14 protein-coding genes and 1 pseudogene are annotated in these 15,697 nt (G+C 68.2%); 13 read left to right on the top strand and 2 right to left on the bottom strand.

Annotated elements, in window-relative coordinates; genetic code table 11:
* Positions 1–21: 21 nt before the first annotated feature.
* Positions 22–570 (bottom strand): hypothetical protein, encoded by a 549-nt coding sequence (locus AC5Y2S_RS12835; RefSeq protein WP_499956491.1) that lies wholly within the window; start codon positions 568–570, stop codon positions 22–24.
* A gap of 229 nt (positions 571–799) precedes the next feature.
* On the opposite strand from AC5Y2S_RS12835, the gene AC5Y2S_RS12840 reads away from it, so the two are divergent.
* Complete coding sequence (locus AC5Y2S_RS12840; RefSeq protein ID WP_499956492.1) at positions 800–1,045, top strand: hypothetical protein; 246 nt, start codon at positions 800–802, stop codon at positions 1,043–1,045.
* 26 nt (positions 1,046–1,071) lie between these two features.
* Positions 1,072–1,407 carry an ATPase gene (locus AC5Y2S_RS12845; protein ID WP_499956493.1) on the top strand — a complete coding sequence of 112 codons (336 nt, stop codon included), beginning with the start codon at positions 1,072–1,074 and terminating at the stop codon, positions 1,405–1,407.
* Here the strand turns inward: AC5Y2S_RS12845 and fadD2 are convergent, their stop codons facing one another.
* Positions 1,408–3,087: a long-chain-fatty-acid--CoA ligase FadD2 gene (gene fadD2 / locus AC5Y2S_RS12850; protein ID WP_499902897.1), complete on the bottom strand. Its 1,680-nt coding sequence runs from the start codon at positions 3,085–3,087 to the stop codon at positions 1,408–1,410.
* Between the two features lie 59 nt (positions 3,088–3,146).
* Here fadD2 and AC5Y2S_RS12855 point away from each other — a divergent pair, with 59 nt between their 5' ends.
* From AC5Y2S_RS12855 to AC5Y2S_RS12905, 11 genes and pseudogenes are all read left to right on the top strand, one after another.
* Positions 3,147–4,391, top strand: coding sequence for a DNA polymerase domain-containing protein (locus tag AC5Y2S_RS12855; protein ID WP_499956494.1), 1,245 nt, complete (start codon positions 3,147–3,149; stop codon positions 4,389–4,391).
* 12 nt (positions 4,392–4,403) lie between these two features.
* Positions 4,404–8,003 carry a hydantoinase B/oxoprolinase family protein gene (locus AC5Y2S_RS12860; protein ID WP_499956495.1) on the top strand — a complete coding sequence of 1,200 codons (3,600 nt, stop codon included), beginning with the start codon at positions 4,404–4,406 and terminating at the stop codon, positions 8,001–8,003.
* Positions 8,004–8,048: 45 nt separating this feature from the next.
* Positions 8,049–8,180: pseudogene (locus tag AC5Y2S_RS12865) on the top strand (TetR family transcriptional regulator); the annotation flags it as partial.
* A 104-nt stretch (positions 8,181–8,284) separates the two neighbouring features.
* Positions 8,285–9,274: an ABC transporter substrate-binding protein gene (locus tag AC5Y2S_RS12870; RefSeq protein ID WP_499956496.1), complete on the top strand. Its 990-nt coding sequence runs from the start codon at positions 8,285–8,287 to the stop codon at positions 9,272–9,274.
* Between the two features lie 101 nt (positions 9,275–9,375).
* Positions 9,376–10,050, top strand: coding sequence for a 5-oxoprolinase subunit B family protein (locus tag AC5Y2S_RS12875; RefSeq protein WP_499956497.1), 675 nt, complete (start codon positions 9,376–9,378; stop codon positions 10,048–10,050).
* 14 nt (positions 10,051–10,064) lie between these two features.
* Entirely contained in the window at positions 10,065–10,949 is an 885-nt protein-coding gene (locus AC5Y2S_RS12880) for a 5-oxoprolinase/urea amidolyase family protein (RefSeq protein WP_499956498.1), read from the top strand.
* A 1-nt stretch (position 10,950) separates the two neighbouring features.
* Positions 10,951–11,496 (top strand): GNAT family N-acetyltransferase, encoded by a 546-nt coding sequence (locus AC5Y2S_RS12885; protein WP_499956499.1) that lies wholly within the window; start codon positions 10,951–10,953, stop codon positions 11,494–11,496.
* A gap of 314 nt (positions 11,497–11,810) precedes the next feature.
* A complete protein-coding gene (locus AC5Y2S_RS12890; RefSeq protein ID WP_499956500.1) occupies positions 11,811–13,193 on the top strand; it encodes a nitrate/nitrite transporter in 1,383 nt (460 codons plus the stop codon).
* A 77-nt stretch (positions 13,194–13,270) separates the two neighbouring features.
* Positions 13,271–14,422 carry a uroporphyrinogen-III synthase gene (locus tag AC5Y2S_RS12895; protein ID WP_499956501.1) on the top strand — a complete coding sequence of 384 codons (1,152 nt, stop codon included), beginning with the start codon at positions 13,271–13,273 and terminating at the stop codon, positions 14,420–14,422.
* The gene (locus AC5Y2S_RS12900) at positions 14,413–15,222 is read left to right on the top strand and encodes a sirohydrochlorin chelatase (protein ID WP_499956502.1); all 810 of its coding nucleotides are present in this window, start codon (positions 14,413–14,415) and stop codon (positions 15,220–15,222) included. Before AC5Y2S_RS12895 ends, AC5Y2S_RS12900 begins: the two co-directional genes overlap by 10 nt.
* A 31-nt stretch (positions 15,223–15,253) precedes the next feature.
* Positions 15,254–15,697 (top strand): TetR/AcrR family transcriptional regulator (locus AC5Y2S_RS12905; RefSeq protein WP_499956503.1); only part of this gene is annotated, 444 nt, incomplete at its 3' end.

Consider the following 15,697-nt stretch of genomic DNA (forward strand, 5'->3'; position numbering starts at 1 on the left):
CCCGGGTCCTTTCGGGCTGGGTCACCACCACCAGTTCCACAGCGGCCACCATGGCCGGTAGCCCAAGCCAGGGGGGCCCCAGCCACCGTGGCCCCAACCGGGGTGGCCCCAAACACCGCGGTCCCAGTCCCCGCGCGGACCCCACCAGCCGCCGCGGTCCCAGTCGCCGCGCGGACCCCACCAGCCGCCGCGGCCCCAATCGCCGCCGCGGCCCCAGTTGCCGCCGTGGCCATTCCAGCCGCCCGGTCCGCCCCAGCCACCGTGGCCGGCCCATCCGCCGTGACCGCCGCCCGGGCCGCCCCAGCCGCCATGGCCGCCGCCCCAGCCGCCACCGCCGTGGCCGCCACCACCGTGGCCGCCACCACCGTGGCCGCCGCCGCCCCCGCCGGGCTTGAGCGGCAGGTCCGGTCCACCGTGCGGGCCGACCGTGTCGAAGCTGATGCCGGGGCCGGGCGGCGGGGCGGCGTGCGCGACGGGAGCGCTGCCGCCGAACAGGATCGCTCCGGTCGTCAACCCGGCGGCCGCCACGCCGACCGCGCCGCGGCGGATCGAAAGCACCGAATTCAACATTTGCGAGCTCCTTCCACCATGTTGAACAAGAAGCTTTTTGTCTGAATAACCATATTCTGCTCGTTATACACCCGATTGGCTACGCAATGTGATCCACATCTAGTCGCACCGGTAAAGGGATCGGATAACATCGTCGGGTAAATTCATTTTTGCGTATCTCCTCCGGTACCGGTCCGGCTCATCGCGCCTTTATGCTGTTCAGCAGCTATCTACTGAGATCATGATGTAAGTGAAGACGGAGATCCACATTTACGGAAATCGCATTTTAATGAATTGCGTGGAATTCAACGCCCGGCATAAAACGAGCGCAGCAAACCCATTTCGGCGTGCGCCCGGAATATCGCTTTCGCGGACCGGTGGGCACGTCAACCTGGGGCGATCCTCCGGGCGCGCACCCGGCGCGCCGGGCGCGCGCGACGGTGCTATCAATGGGAGGGTGCTCGACGACGCGCATACTGACAAGCGGATCTACTGATTTGCACCCCAGAGAGGGTCGCCGCGATGAGTATCAACCCCAACCGCCACGAGTCCAGCCCCAACCGGTTCGCCCGCTACACCGCGAAGCCCCCGCTGCCCGGACAGACCGGACCGACCCAGCGCCTCAACATGTTCGGGGCAGCCCCCGCCCAGCCGTCGGGCGGCCGGCGAACGCGACGAACCGTCGATCTACCGCTGGCCACGCACCGCGCGCTGGACGTCTGGCAGCGTGAGGCCGCCGACCGCATCGGCGTCGCCCGCGTGACCGGGCAGGAGGTCCTCACGGCGCTCATCGATCAGCTGCTGATCGACCCCAAACTCTCCGCCCAGATCATCCGCGCCATTCAGGCCCGCCGATAGTCAGTCGATCTCCATCTCGCGCAGTTCGCGCTTGAGGATCTTGCCGGTGGGGTTGCGCGGCAGCTCCTCGAGGAACACGACCTCCCGGGGCACCTTGTAGCGCGCCAGGTGATCGCGCACGTAGTGCTTGACGGTGTCCTCGTCGAGGTCGGCGTCTTCCTTCTTGACCACGAACGCGCGCAGCCGATGGCCCCACTCCTTGTCCTCGACGCCAATGGCGGTGGCCTCCACGACATCCGGGTGTCCGGTGATGAGGTCCTCGACCTCGGCCGGGAACACGTTCTCGCCGCCGGAGACGATCATCTCGTCGTCGCGCCCGCTGATGTAGAGCAGGTCGTGCTCGTCGAAGTAGCCGACGTCGCCCGAGGACAACAACCCGTCGATGATCTGCTTCTTGCCGCCGCCGGTGTATCCCTCGAACGGGAAGGCGTTGCCGACGAAGATCCGCCCGACCTCGCCCTGAGGCAACTCCTTGCCGTTGTCGTCGAAGATCTTGACCTTGACGCCCTTGACGACCGGCCCGACGGTCGACGAATTGAATTCCAGGTGCTTGGGCTCGGCGATGGTGGCAAAGGCGATCTCGGTCGAGCCGTACATGTTGTAAATCACCGGACCCAGGTCCTTGAGCGCCCGCTCGGCCAGGTCGGCCCCCAGCGCCGATCCGGATACGAACACGATCTTCAGGCTGGACAGGTCGGGCTTGGAGTCCATCTTCTCGATCGCGTCGAGGATGCGGGACAGCATCACCGGGACCACGACCATGGCGGTGACCTTGTGCTTCTCGATGTCCTCCAGCACCAGCGGCGGCTTGAACTTGCGCCGCAGCACCAGCGTCGAGCCCAGGAACATCGCAATGGTGCCGTGCAGGAAACCCAGCGCGTGGAACATCGGCGCCGGCAACGACGTCACCTCACCGGCCTTGAACGGCACGTGCGACAGGATGCCGCCGATCGGCGCCAGCGTCGGCGGGGTGCTGCGGTTCGCGCCCTTGGGGGTGCCGGTGGTGCCGCTGGTCAGGATGATGATCGACGCGTGCCTGCTCGCCTTCGGGGCGGGAGACTTGTCGCTGCGCTCGATGAGGTCGGCCAGCGTCTCGTCCTCGCTGCCCGACGGCTCGTCCGCATCGGGGTTGGACCCCAGCGCCCGCAGCTTGCCCAGCTCCGGCTCGGCCTTGCTGACGGCCTTGGTGTACTCGTCGTCGTAGATGATCACCTTGGCGCCCTCGCGCTCCGACACCTCACAGATCTGGGGCCCGGAGAACTCGCTGTTGAGCAGGATGATGCGGGCGCCGACCCGGGCGGCGCCGAAGTAGGCGATCAGGAACCAGCGGGTGTTGCGGGCCAGGATGGCGACCCCGTCGCCGCCCTTGACGCCCTTGTCGATCAGCCCGTTGGCGACCGCGTGCACGGCCTCGTCGAGCTCGCGGTAGGTGAATTCGCCCTCCTCGTCGATGCAGGCCGCGCGGTCGGGATGGCGTCGCGCGTTGAGCGAGGGCAGCATGCCGAACTCGCCCCACTTGTAGATGTCCGCGGCCATCGCGGCGTAGTTCTGCGGCGGTTCGATCCGGAACGCGCCCGATTCGAAGATCTTGCGCACGTAGTGCAGTTCGGCCGAGCCGCGCTCGAGGTACTGCTGAATCTTGGAGACCGCCTGGCCGGGCAGGCCGATGAGGTTAGGCATGAATTCCACCCTATGTGACGTAGGTCGCAGCGCCACTAGTTAATACCCATCGACCTACGATGATGAACATGACCGGCCCGGCGTCAGTGGAGGTGGCCGGGCACGAGGTCACCATCACCCACCCCGACAGAGTGGTCTTCGAACGCCACGGCGGCTCGGGGCCGCATACCAAGCTCGACCTGGTCCGCTACTACCTGTCCGTCGCCGACGGGGCGCTGCGCGGGGTGGCCGGCCGGCCGATGATTCTCAAGCGCTTCGTGAAGGGCATCGCGCAGGAGGCCGTGTTCCAGAAGCGGGCGCCCGCAAACCGCCCGGACTACGTCGACGTCGCCGAATTGCACTACGCGCGGGGCACCTCCGCCGCGGAGGCCGTCGTGCACGACGCCGCCGGGCTGGCGTGGGTGATCAACCTGGGCTGCGTGGACCTCAACCCGCACCCGGTGCTCGCCGGCGACCTCGATCACCCCGACGAATTGCGCGTCGACCTGGACCCGATGCCGGGCGTGACGTGGCGGCGGATCGTCGACGTCGCGTTGGTGGCCCGCGAGGTGCTGGAGGACTACGGCCTGGTGGCGTGGCCGAAGACGTCCGGGTCCCGCGGCTTTCACATCTACGCCCGGATCGCGCCGCGCTGGGAATTCCGGCAGGTTCGGCTCGCCGCGCAGACCGTCGCGCGCGAGGTCGAGCGGCGGGTGCCCGACGCGGCGACCAGCCGCTGGTGGAAGGAAGAGCGCGAGGGCGTGTTCGTCGATTTCAACCAGAACGCCAAGGACCGCACCGTCGCGTCGGCCTATTCCGTGCGGGCCACCCCGGATGCCCGGGTATCGACGCCGCTGCACTGGGACGAGGTCGCCGGCTGCGATCCCGCGGCCTTCACCATCGATACGGTGCCCGCCCGGTTCGCCGAGACGGGCGACCCCTGGGCGGGGATGGACGACGCCGTCGGCGAACTGGATCGGCTCCTGATCCTGGCCGAGGAGATGGGCCCGCCGGAGCGGGCGCCCAAAGGTTCCGGCACCCGCACCGAGCGAGGGCGGGTCTCGTCCAAGCCGCTCATCGAGATCGCCCGCACCAAAACCAAAGACGAGGCGATGGCGGCGCTGGACACCTGGCGCGAGCGCCACCCGGACGCCGCCGCGCTGCTGCAGCCGGCCGACGTCCTGGTCGACGGCATGCGCGGGCCGAGTTCCATCTGGTACCGGATCCGGATCAACCTGCAGCACGTGCCGGCCGACCGGCGCCCACCGCAGGAAGAGCTGATCGCCGACTACAGCCCTTGGCCAATAGGGTTTGGAAAGCCGTGAAAGGGAGTCCGGGTGGCAAGCGCGGGGTGGCAGTTCTGGGTCGATCGGGGCGGCACGTTCACTGACATCGTGGCGCGCCGGCCGGATGGACGACTGCTGACCCACAAGCTGCTTTCGGAGAATCCTGCGCACTACCGCGACGCCGCCGTGGCCGGCATCCGTGCGCTGCTCGGAATCGCCGAGGACGCCGCTGTCCCGGTCGAGCGCATCGACGCGGTGCGGATGGGCACCACGGTCGCGACCAATGCGCTGCTTGAGCGCAAGGGTGAGCGCACGCTGTTGGTGATCACCCGCGGTTTCGGCGACGCGCTGCGCATCGCATACCAGAATCGTCCACGCATCTTCGAGCGGCACATCGTGTTGCCGGAGATGCTTTACGAGCGGGTCGTCGAGGTCGATGAGCGGGTCGCGGCCGACGGCACGGTGCTGCGGGCACCCGATCTCGAGTCGTTAGGCGCGAAGCTGCGGCAGGCTCGTGCGGATGGGATAGATGCGCTGGCGGTCGTGTGCTTGCATAGTTACCTCTACCCGGCCCACGAGCGCGAAATTGGCAGGCTGGCCGAGCACATCAACTTCCCGCAGATCTCGCTGTCGCATGAGGTCAGCCCGCTGATGAAGCTGGTCCCGCGCGGGGATACCACCGTGGTCGACGCCTACCTGTCCCCGGTGCTGCGCCGCTACGTCAACCAGGTGGCAGACCAGTTGCGTGGTGTGCGACTGATGTTCATGCAGTCCAACGGGGGCCTGGCCGAGGCCGGGCACTTCCGCGGTAAGGACGCCATCCTGTCCGGTCCGGCCGGCGGCATCGTCGGTATGGCCCGCATGTCGGCGCTGGCCGGTTTCGACCACGTCATCGGCTTCGACATGGGCGGCACCTCCACAGACGTGTCGCACTATGCCGGCGAGTATGAGCGCGTCTTCATGAACCAGGTGGCCGGTGTCCGGCTGCGGGCTCCGATGCTGGACATCCACACGGTGGCCGCCGGTGGCGGGTCGATTCTGCACTTCGACGGCAACCGCTACCGCGTCGGCCCGGACTCGGCGGGAGCGGCACCCGGCCCGGCCTGCTACCGCGGCGGCGGTCCACTTACCGTCACCGACGCGAACGCGATCCTCGGCCGCATCCAACCCACGCACTTCCCGGCAGTATTCGGTCCCGGCGGCGACCAGCCGCTCGATCTCGAGATCGTGCAGCGCGGCTTTACCGATCTGGCCAACGATATCCGGGCGCGCACCGGTGACGAGCGCTCGCCAGAGCAGGTCGCCGAGGGATTTCTGCAGATCGCGGTGGCCAATATGGCGAACGCGGTCAAGAAGATCTCGATCCAAAAAGGACGCGACGTGAGCCGGTACGTGCTGACCACATTCGGCGGCGCCGGTGGGCAGCACGCATGCGCCGTCGCCGACGCACTGGGTATCCGCACGGTGCTGGTCCCGCCCCTGGCCGGTGTGCTCTCCGCTCTCGGTATCGGTCTGGCCGACACGACCGTGATGCGGGAGCAAGCCGTGGAGATCCCCCTCGAGACGGCGGGCCTGCCGAAGTTGACCGCGGTTTCAGACACTCTCGAGCGGGCCGCCCGCGCCGAGCTGCGCGACGAGGGCATCCCGTCCGAGTCAATCCGGGTGGTCCGCCGCGTGCATCTGCGTTACCAAGGGACCGACACCACGGTCGGAGTCGAGCTGGCCGGGCTGGACACCATGACGTCGGCGTTTGAAGCCGACCATCGCGCGATGTACTCGTTCCTGATGGACCGTCCATTGATCGCGGAAGCGATATCGGTCGAAGCGATCGGACTCACCGAGCAGCCGGACCTATCGCACTTGGGCGATCCCGCTGAGGGCAACAACACCAGCTCGCCAGAAACTGTCCGGATCTACTCGAACGGATCGTGGCGCGATGCTCCACTGCGGCATCGAGAGCGGATGCCGCCAGGGGCCACCGTCAGCGGCCCGGCCATCGTCGTCGAGGCCAACGCCACCACGGTTGTCGACGACGGCTGGCAGGCCACCACCACGCGCTTGGGGCATCTGCTCGTCGAGCGAGTGGTCGCCCCCACCCAGTCCGAGGCGGGCACCGACGTCGACCCGGTGCTCTTGGAGATCTTCAACAACCTGTTTATGTCGATCGCCGAGCAGATGGGTTTCCGGCTGGAAGCCACAGCTCAGTCGGTGAATATCCGTGAGCGACTGGACTTCTCGTGCGCGCTGTTCGATCCGGACGGCAACCTGGTCGCCAACGCGCCGCACATACCGGTGCACCTCGGCTCGATGGGCAGCACCGTCAAGGAGGTGATCCGCCGGCGCGGCACCGATATGAAGCCCGGTGACGTCTACGCCGTCAACGACCCGTATCACGGCGGCACCCACCTGCCGGACATCACCGTCATAACCCCCGTCTTCGATTCCTCAGGCCACGCCCTGCTGTTCTTCGTCGCTTCTCGCGGACACCACGCGGAAATCGGCGGGATCACTCCCGGCTCGATGCCAGCCGACAGCCACCACATCCAGGAAGAAGGTGTGCTGTTCGACAATTGGCTACTCGCGGAAAACGGGCAGTTCCGCGAACTAGAAACTCGGCGGCTACTCACCCAAGCGTCATTCCCGTCACGCAACCGTGACACCAACCTCGCCGATCTGCGCGCCCAGATCGCCGCCAACCAGAAGGGCGTCGACGAGGTCGGCAAGATGATCGACCACTTTGGCTTCGACGTCGTGCAGGCCTACATGCGCCACGTCCAGGACAACGCCGAGGAGGCGGTCCGCCGCGTCATCGATCGACTCGACGATGGCGACTACCGCTACCGCATGGATTCCGGCGCCACGATCGCCGTCCGCGTCACCGTCGACCGCGACACCCGCAGTGCGACCATCGACTTCAGCGGAACCTCGCCACAGCTGCCTACCAACTTCAACGCGCCGTCCTCCGTCGCGATGGCCGCGGTGCTCTACACGTTCCGCACTCTGGTCGCCGACGATATCCCGCTCAATGACGGCTGCCTTCGACCGCTGCGTGTCGTCGTTCCCGAAGGTTCGATGCTGGCGCCGACCCACCCGGCCGCGGTTGTCGCCGGCAACGTCGAAACCTCGCAGGCGATCACCGGCGCGTTGCTCGCCGCGCTGCGCGTGCAGGCCGAAGGCGCCGGGACGATGAACAACGTCACCTTCGGCAACGAGCGCCACCAGTACTACGAAACCTTGGGGTCCGGTTCCGGGGCCGGTGACGGGTTCGACGGAGCGTCCGTCGTGCAAACCCACATGACGAACTCCCGACTCACCGATCCCGAAGTGCTCGAATGGCGTTACCCGGTGTTGCTGCGCGAGTTCGCCATTCGGCATGGCAGCGGTGGCGCCGGTCGCTGGCATGGCGGTGATGGCGCCGTTCGTCGCATCGAGTTCACCGAGCCGATGGCGGTCAGCACGTTGTCCGGTCATCGGCGAGTTCCGCCCTATGGCATGGCGGGAGGCTCACCTGGGACGCTGGGACGCAACCGAGTGGAACGCGCCGACGGCAGCACCGTCGAGTTGGCGGGCTGCGACTCGACAGAAGTCGAGCCCGGCGACACGCTGGTGATCGAAACCCCCGGCGGCGGCGGATACGGTGCATCCCGCTGACGGCCGGTGTGGCCCGCGGGCGGGCGTGCGCGAGACAATCGCGGTATGCCGGTGACTGACCAGCCCCTGGGACTGCGGGAACGCAAGAAGATCCGGACGCACCAGGCCATCAGGCGCGAGGCGTTTCGCCTTCTCGACGCGAACGGCTACGCCGCCACCACCGTGACCGTCGTGGCCGTCTATCGGGCCCTGGACTTCCTGGACGCGGGCATGCCGCTGAGCTGAGCGGAAAAACCGCGCGGCGGAGCGGGTCGGAGCCAAGAACGCGATAATCTCACGCGATGCGACACGGATGGAATCGACGGGGATTCCTGCAGCTCGCGGGGGCTGCGGGGATTGCCGCGATTGCTGAAGCGTGCTCGTCACGCAAACCATCGCCGGGAGCCGCTCCCGGCGGATCGGTGACGGTCACCCACCTATTCGGTCAGACCGTGATCAAGGCGCCGCCCAAGCGCGTGGTCAGCGCCGGCTACACCGAGCAGGACGACCTGCTGGCGTTGGGCGTGGTGCCCATCGCGGTGACCAACTGGTTCGGGGATCAGCCCTTCGCGGTGTGGCCCTGGGCCCAACCCAAACTCGGTGCCGCGCAGCCGGTGGTGTTGAACCTGGACAACGGCATTCCGGTCGATCAGATCGCGAGCCTGAAACCGGATCTGATCGTGGCCATCAACGCGGGCCTGGACGCCGACACCTACCAGAAGCTGTCGGCGATCGCGCCGACACTCGCACAGTCGGACGGCGACGCGTTCTTCGAGCCGTGGAAGGAGCAGGCCACCGCCGTCGGCCAGGCGGTGTTCCAGGCCGACCAGATGAAGACCCTGATCGACGGCGTCGACAAGCAATTCGCCGCCGTCGCGCAAAAGAATCCGCAGTGGACGGGAAAGAAGGCGTTGCTGATGCAGGGCGCCCCCTGGCAGGGCACCGTGGTGGCGACCCTGGCGGGCTGGCGTACCGACTTCCTGAACCAGATGGGCCTCGTCATCGCCGATGCCATCAAGCCCTTCGGCAGCGATCACCGCGCCGTCATCCCGCGCGATCAGATCAAGGCGGTGCTCGACTCCGCCGACGTGGTGATCTGGACTACCGAGAGCGCCGACGACCAGAAGGCGCTGCTTGCCGACCCCGACGTGGCGGGTTCGCTGGCGACCGCCCAGAACCGCAACGTCTTCACCACCAAGGATCAGGCCGGCGCAATCGCCTTCGCCTCGCCCCTGAGCTACCCGTTGGTCGCCGATCAACTGCCGCCGCTGATCGCCAAGATCCTGGGCTGAATCCCGCCTGTTTGAGCGTTCGGTAAGGCACCTCTGGCATTGCTCGAAAATCCCTCCGCATTCGCTCCCGCCTGCACGGATGCCGGGGTTACCGTTCAGTAATGAGCGTGACGGATCTCACCACCAGCTGGCCAACCGACCTGGTTGGCAACGCAGTTTTCGACTATGGCGACCAATCAGTGATGCTGCAATGTGGCAGCACCTCCGAGGTGTTGGCCTGGGTGGATGCGCTACGTGCGGCGGCACTACCAGGTGTGGTCGACATCGTCCCCGCCCCCCGCACGGTGCTGGTGAAGCTCGACAGCCCGCGCCTTCAAGGAGTCACACGGCAGCGGCTACGGAGGATGCAGGTCACCGCTGACGACTCGAACGTCCGCGCCGCGGCAGCGGACCGCAATGCCGATGTGGTGATCGATGTCGTCTACGACGGCCCCGACCTCGCCGCAGTCGCCGATCACACCGGGCTGACCGCGGCACAGGTGATCGGCGCTCACACGTCCACCCTCTGGCGAGTGGGCTTCGGCGGCCCCGTTCCCGGTTTCGCATACCTCATCGACGGCGACGCGCGCCTGCGGGTGCCGCGCCGGTCTGAGCCGCGGACGTCGGTGCCGGCCGGTTCGGTCGCCCTGGCCGGTGAGTTCAGCGCGGTATATCCCCGGCAATCGCCCGGCGGCTGGCAGCTCATCGGCCACACCGACGCCGTCCTGTGGGATCTCGACCGGCCCAACCCGGCGCTGCTGACGCGGGGCATGTGGGTCCAGTTCCGCGCCGTATGAGCAAGGAGATAGCCATGCCGACCCTCGAGATTCTGCGCACCGGGCCGTTCGCCGTCGTCCAGGACCTCGGCCGCCCGGGGCTGGCCCACCTCGGCGTCAGCCGGTCCGGCGCCGCGGACCGCCGCGCGCACAAACTGGCCAACCGGCTGGTCGCCAACCCCGACGACCGCGCCACCGTCGAAGTCACCTTCGGCGGCTTTTCCGCTCGCGTCCGCGGCGGCGATGTCGACATCGCGGTGACGGGCGCCGACACCGACCCCACCGTGAACGGAATCAAGTTCGGCACCAACAGCATTCACCACGTCCGCGATGGGCAGGTGATCTCGTTGGGCGCCCCGCTGGCCGGGCTGCGGACCTACCTGGCGGTGCGCGGCGGGATCTGCGTGGAGCCCGTCCTGGGCTCGCGCAGCTACGACGTGATGTCGGCGATCGGCCCGGCTCCGCTGCACAGCGGCGACCGGCTTCCGGTCGGCGAGCACACCGACGACTACCCCGAACTCGACCAGGCGCCGGTGGCGGCGATCAGCGAGCACCTGGTCGAGGTGCAGGTGGTGCCGGGCCCACGCGAAGACTGGTTCACCGATCCCGACGCCCTGGTGCACACGATCTGGATGGCCTCCAACCGCAGCGACCGGGTCGGGATGCGGCTGGAGGGCCGCCCGCTGCAGCACCGCTGGCCGGACCGGCAGCTGCCCAGCGAAGGCACCACCCGCGGGGCAATCCAGGTGCCGCCCAACGGATTACCGGTCATTCTGGGGCCCGACCACCCGGTGACCGGCGGGTACCCGGTGATCGGCGTGGTCACCGACGAGGACATCGACAAGGTCGCGCAGGTGCGGCCGGGCCAGTACGTGCGCCTGCACTGGACGCGGCCCCGCGGCGGGCGGTCATACTCGTAGGGTGCAAGCCCAGGTCCACACCGCCCGCCTGGTTCACACCGCCGATCTCGACGTCGAGACCCGGCAGCGCGTCCACCAGATGGTCGCCGCCGCCTTCGCCGGGGATTTCACCGACGAGGACTGGGAGCACTCGCTGGGCGGCATGCACGCCCTGATCTGGCAGCACGGTGCGATCATCGCGCACGCCGCCGTGGTCCAGCGGCGCTTGCTATACCGCGGCGACGCCCTGCGTTGCGGGTACGTCGAAGGGGTCGCGGTGCGGGAGGAGTTCCGCGGCCGGGGCCTGGTGCACGCGCTGCTGGACGGCGTCGAGCAGGTGATCCGCGGCGCCTACCAGGTGGGTGCCGTCAGTTCGACCGACCTCGCCCGCGGCATATACGCGGCGCGCGGCTGGCTGCCGTGGCGCGGCCCGACGTCGGTGCTGGCCCCGACCGGCCCGACGCGCACGCCCGACGACGACGGCGCCGTGTTCGTCCTGCCGGTCGACATCGACCTGGATACCGCCGCGGAGCTGATGTGCGACTGGCGGGCGGGCGACGTCTGGTAGTGCTGGCGTTCGTGTGATCGCGTCGCGAGATGTATTGCACCTCACACTGAATCCGGCGGCCGGACGAAATCACAAATGCCGATTTGCCCTCAGCTATTTGCCAGATAACTGGGATTCAACTTACAGGCGATAACCGTCCGAATGAGTTGACTGAATTCAGTACGAAATGTGAGCATCGAAATACACGGCGGGCCAAGCTTGTTCACCCACGAAGCTTGTGCCCGCCCGTCGGCCTAAGAGGCTCAGGCGATTTCGCCCGTGTGAGCGTTCGCGATATCCCCCGTTGGACGAGTTGGACGAAAGGTGCAGACCGCATGGGCCGCAACCACCGCATCACGGACTGGAATCCGGAGGACGCGGCTGCCTGGGAGGCCGGCAACAAGAACATCGCCCGCCGCAACCTGCTGTGCACGGTCGCGGGCGACCACGTCGCCTTCTCGATCTGGACCCTCTGGCCCGTGATGACACTGTTCATGCCCGCATCCGTCTACGGCTTCTCGGCCGGCGACAAACTGCTGCTCGGCGCCGTCGCCACCCTGGCCGGCGGCTGCGCGCGCATCCCCTACACGCTGGGCATCGCCACCTTCGGAGGCCGCAACTGGACGGCCTTCTCGGCGTTGGTGCTATTGATCCCGACCGCCGGCACCATCCTGCTGATGGCCAATCCCGGCCTGCCGCTGTGGCCGTACGTGGTGTGTGCGGCGGTGACCGGCCTGGGCGGCGGCAACTACGCGGCATCGCTGGCCAACGTCAACGCCTTTTACCCACAGCGCCTCAAGGGCGCGGCGCTGGCGATCAACGCCGGCGTCGGCAACCTCGGGGTCGCCGTGATCCAGCTGATCGGCCTGCTGGCGCTCGCGACCGCCGGACACCAGGCGCCGTACTGGGTGTGCGCGGTGTACCTCGTCCTACTGGCGATCGTCGGCGTCGCGGCGGCGCTGTTCATGGACAACCTCGACCACGGCGTCGAGGTCAACACCATCCGCTCGGTGCTGTTCGAGCGCGACACCTATGTGATCTCGCTGCTGTACATCTGCACCTTCGGCTCCTGGATCGGGTTCGCGTTCGCGTTCGGCCAGGTGCTGCAGGTCAACTTCATGGCGAGCGGCGAAACCGCCAAGCACGCGTCGCTGCACGCCGCGCAGATCGCCTTCGTGGGGCCGCTATTGGGCTCGCTGGCGCGCATCTACGGCGGCCGGCTGGCCGACCGCCTGGGCGGCAGCCGCGTCACCCTGGGCGTGCTGGGCGGCATGATCGTGGGCGCCGGATCGCTGGTCGCCATCAGCACCGTCGACGGCCGCGACGGCGGTGGCTCGACGACGATGGTCGGCTACGTGATCGGCTTCATCGCCCTGTTCGTCCTGTCGGGGATGGGCAACGGGTCGGTGTTCAAGATGATCCCATCGGTCTTCGAGGCGCGCAGCCGGGGGCTGGATCTCCCCGACGCCGAGCGCCGTCACTGGTCGCGGGCGATGGCGGGATCGCTGATCGGCTTTTGCTCCGCGGTCGGCGCGCTGGGCGGCGTGGGAATCAACCTGGCGCTGCGCGAGTCCTACCTCAGCAGCGGCACCGAAACATCGGCCTACTGGATGTTTTTGGCCTCCTACGTGCTCGCCGCGACCCTCACCTGGATGCTGTGCGTGCGCCGCCCCAGCGTGCCGGAACCGGTCCCCGTAGCAGATCACGCGGGGGTGTGATGGCTGTCGCAACAAGGGCAATGCTGCAGCAATTGCGTGGTAACGCGGCGGAAACGTCCCAGGCATACACAGGTCTTATGGCTCAGCCGAGGTCCACGCCGCTGGCCGGCTACCGGGTCGCGGTTACTTCATCCCGGCGCGCGGAGGAACTCTGCGCGCTGCTGAGTCGGCAGGGCGCAGAGGTCTGCAGCGCCCCCGCGATCAACATGATCGCGCTGCCCGAAGACGACGAATTACAAAGCCACACTGAGGATTTGATCGCGCAACCGCCCGATATCCTGGTCGTGCACACCGGCATCGGCTTCCGCGGCTGGCTGGCCGCCGCCGAGGGATGGGGGCTGGCCAACCAGCTGATCGCGTCGTTGTCGAAGACCCGGATCGTGTCGCGGGGGCCCAAGGGCACCGGCGCGGTGCGCGCCGCTGGGCTGCACGAGGAGTGGTCTCCTGAGTCCGAATCCTCACAGGAAGTGCTCGAGTATCTGCTCGAGTCGGGCGTGTCGGGGCTGCGCATCGCCATCCAGCTGCACGGCGCCGCCGACGCGTGGGACCCGTTCCCGGAATTCATCGGCGGCCTGCGCTTCGCGGGCGCGGAGGTGGTGCCCATCCGGGTGTACCGGTGGAAATCGACCCCGTTGGGCGGCGATTTCGATTTGCTGGTGACCGGCATCGCGCGACGGCAGTTCGACGCGGTCACCTTCACGTCGGCGCCCGCGGCGGCGGCGGTGCTGGAACGCAGTCGCGACCTGGCCGTCGAGGACCAGGTGCTGGAGGCCCTGCGCACGGATGTGCACGCGATGTGCGTCGGCCCGGTGACGTCCAAACCGCTGATCCGCAAAGGCGTCCCGACGTCATCGCCGGCACGAATGCGGTTGGGCGCCTTGGCCCGCCACATCGCCGAGGAGCTGCCGCTGCTGGGATCGTCCACGGTCCAGGTGGCCGGCCACACGATCGACATCCGCGGAACGTGCGTGCTGGTGGACGGTGACATCAAGCTGCTGTCGCCGTCGGGAATGTCGGTGCTGCGCGCGCTGGCGCAACGGCCCGGCGACGTCGTCGCGCGCAACGAACTGTTGCGGGTGCTGCCAGGCAGCAGCAACGATCCGCATGCCGTCGACACGGCCGTGTTGCGGCTGCGAACGGCGTTGGGCGACAAGAACATCGTCGCAACGGTGGTCAAGCGGGGTTACCGACTGGCCGTCGACCCGCCGGGCGGTGCCCGATGGACCTGATCCTGGCGGCACACGGGACCCGCAGGCCCGGCGGTGTCGCGATGATCGGAGACCTCGCCGCGCAGGTGAGCTCGCTGCTCGAGCGCCGGGTGCAGGTGGCGTTCGTCGACGTGTTGGGCCCGACGCCCGGTGAGGTGCTGTCGCGGGCCGCGGCCACCGGCCGCCCCGCCGTCGTGGTCCCGGCCTTCCTGTCGCGCGGCTATCACGTGCGCACCGACGTGCCCGCGCATGTGGCGGCCAGCGGGCACCCGAACGCCACCGTCGCCCCCGCGCTGGGACCGAGCGGAGAGATCGCGCGGATAGTCGCCGACCAGCTGGTGGAATCCGGTTGGCGGCCAGGCGATTCGGTGATCCTCGCGGCGGCCGGCACCACGGATGCCAGGGCGCGCGCCGATCTGCACGTGACCGCGACCACGTTGTCCGCGCTGGTGGGATCGCGGGTGCGGCTGGGATTCGCGGCCACCGGCGAGCCGTCGGTGGCCGACGCGGTCGCCGCGGCGCGCCGCGGCGGCGCGCGGCGCGTCGTCGTCGCCTCCTACCTACTGGCCGACGGCCTGTTCCAGCAGCGCCTATGGGCCAGCGGCGCCGACGTGGTCACCCAACCGCTGGGCACCCATCCCGGGCTGGCCTGGCTGATCGCGAACCGCTTCCGCCGGGCCGTGCCCGGACTGGTACCCGTCGCGACCCGGCACACCTCGCGCCTGCCCAGCCGGCGGCGAACCCAAGCCCCCCACGCGCTTTCGAATTCGGTCGAGCACAGCAACCGGCCGACCAGGCACGCCGACGCCCGCGACGCTTGATCTTTGATCGCATTCCGACGATCCTGGCACCATGCCGCGTCGCGAAGAGCCATCGCGTGGGCTGCTCGACCCGGTGGCGAAGATGCTGCGGTTGCCCTTCGGCACACCGGAGTTCATCGACCGGATCGTCACCGGCGGGGTCAACCAGGTGGGCCGCCGGACGTTGTACATGCTGATCACCACCTGGGACGCGGCCGGCGGCGGTCCCTTCGCGGCCAGCGCGGTCGCGTCCACCGGGCTGGCCAAGACCGCCGAGATCGTGCAGGGCATGTTCATCGGCCCGATCTTCGGCCCGCTGCTGAAAATCCTGGGGGCCGACAAGGTCGCCGTGCGGGCGTCGCTGTGCGCCTCCCAGCTGGTGGGGCTCGGCATCATGCGCTACGGCGTGCGCTCCGAACCGCTGCACTCGATGTCGGTTGAGGCGATCGTCGACGCGATCGGCCCGACGATGCAGCGCTACCTCGTCGGGGACATC

It is taken from the genome of Mycobacterium sp. NGS69 (assembly GCF_059812165.1).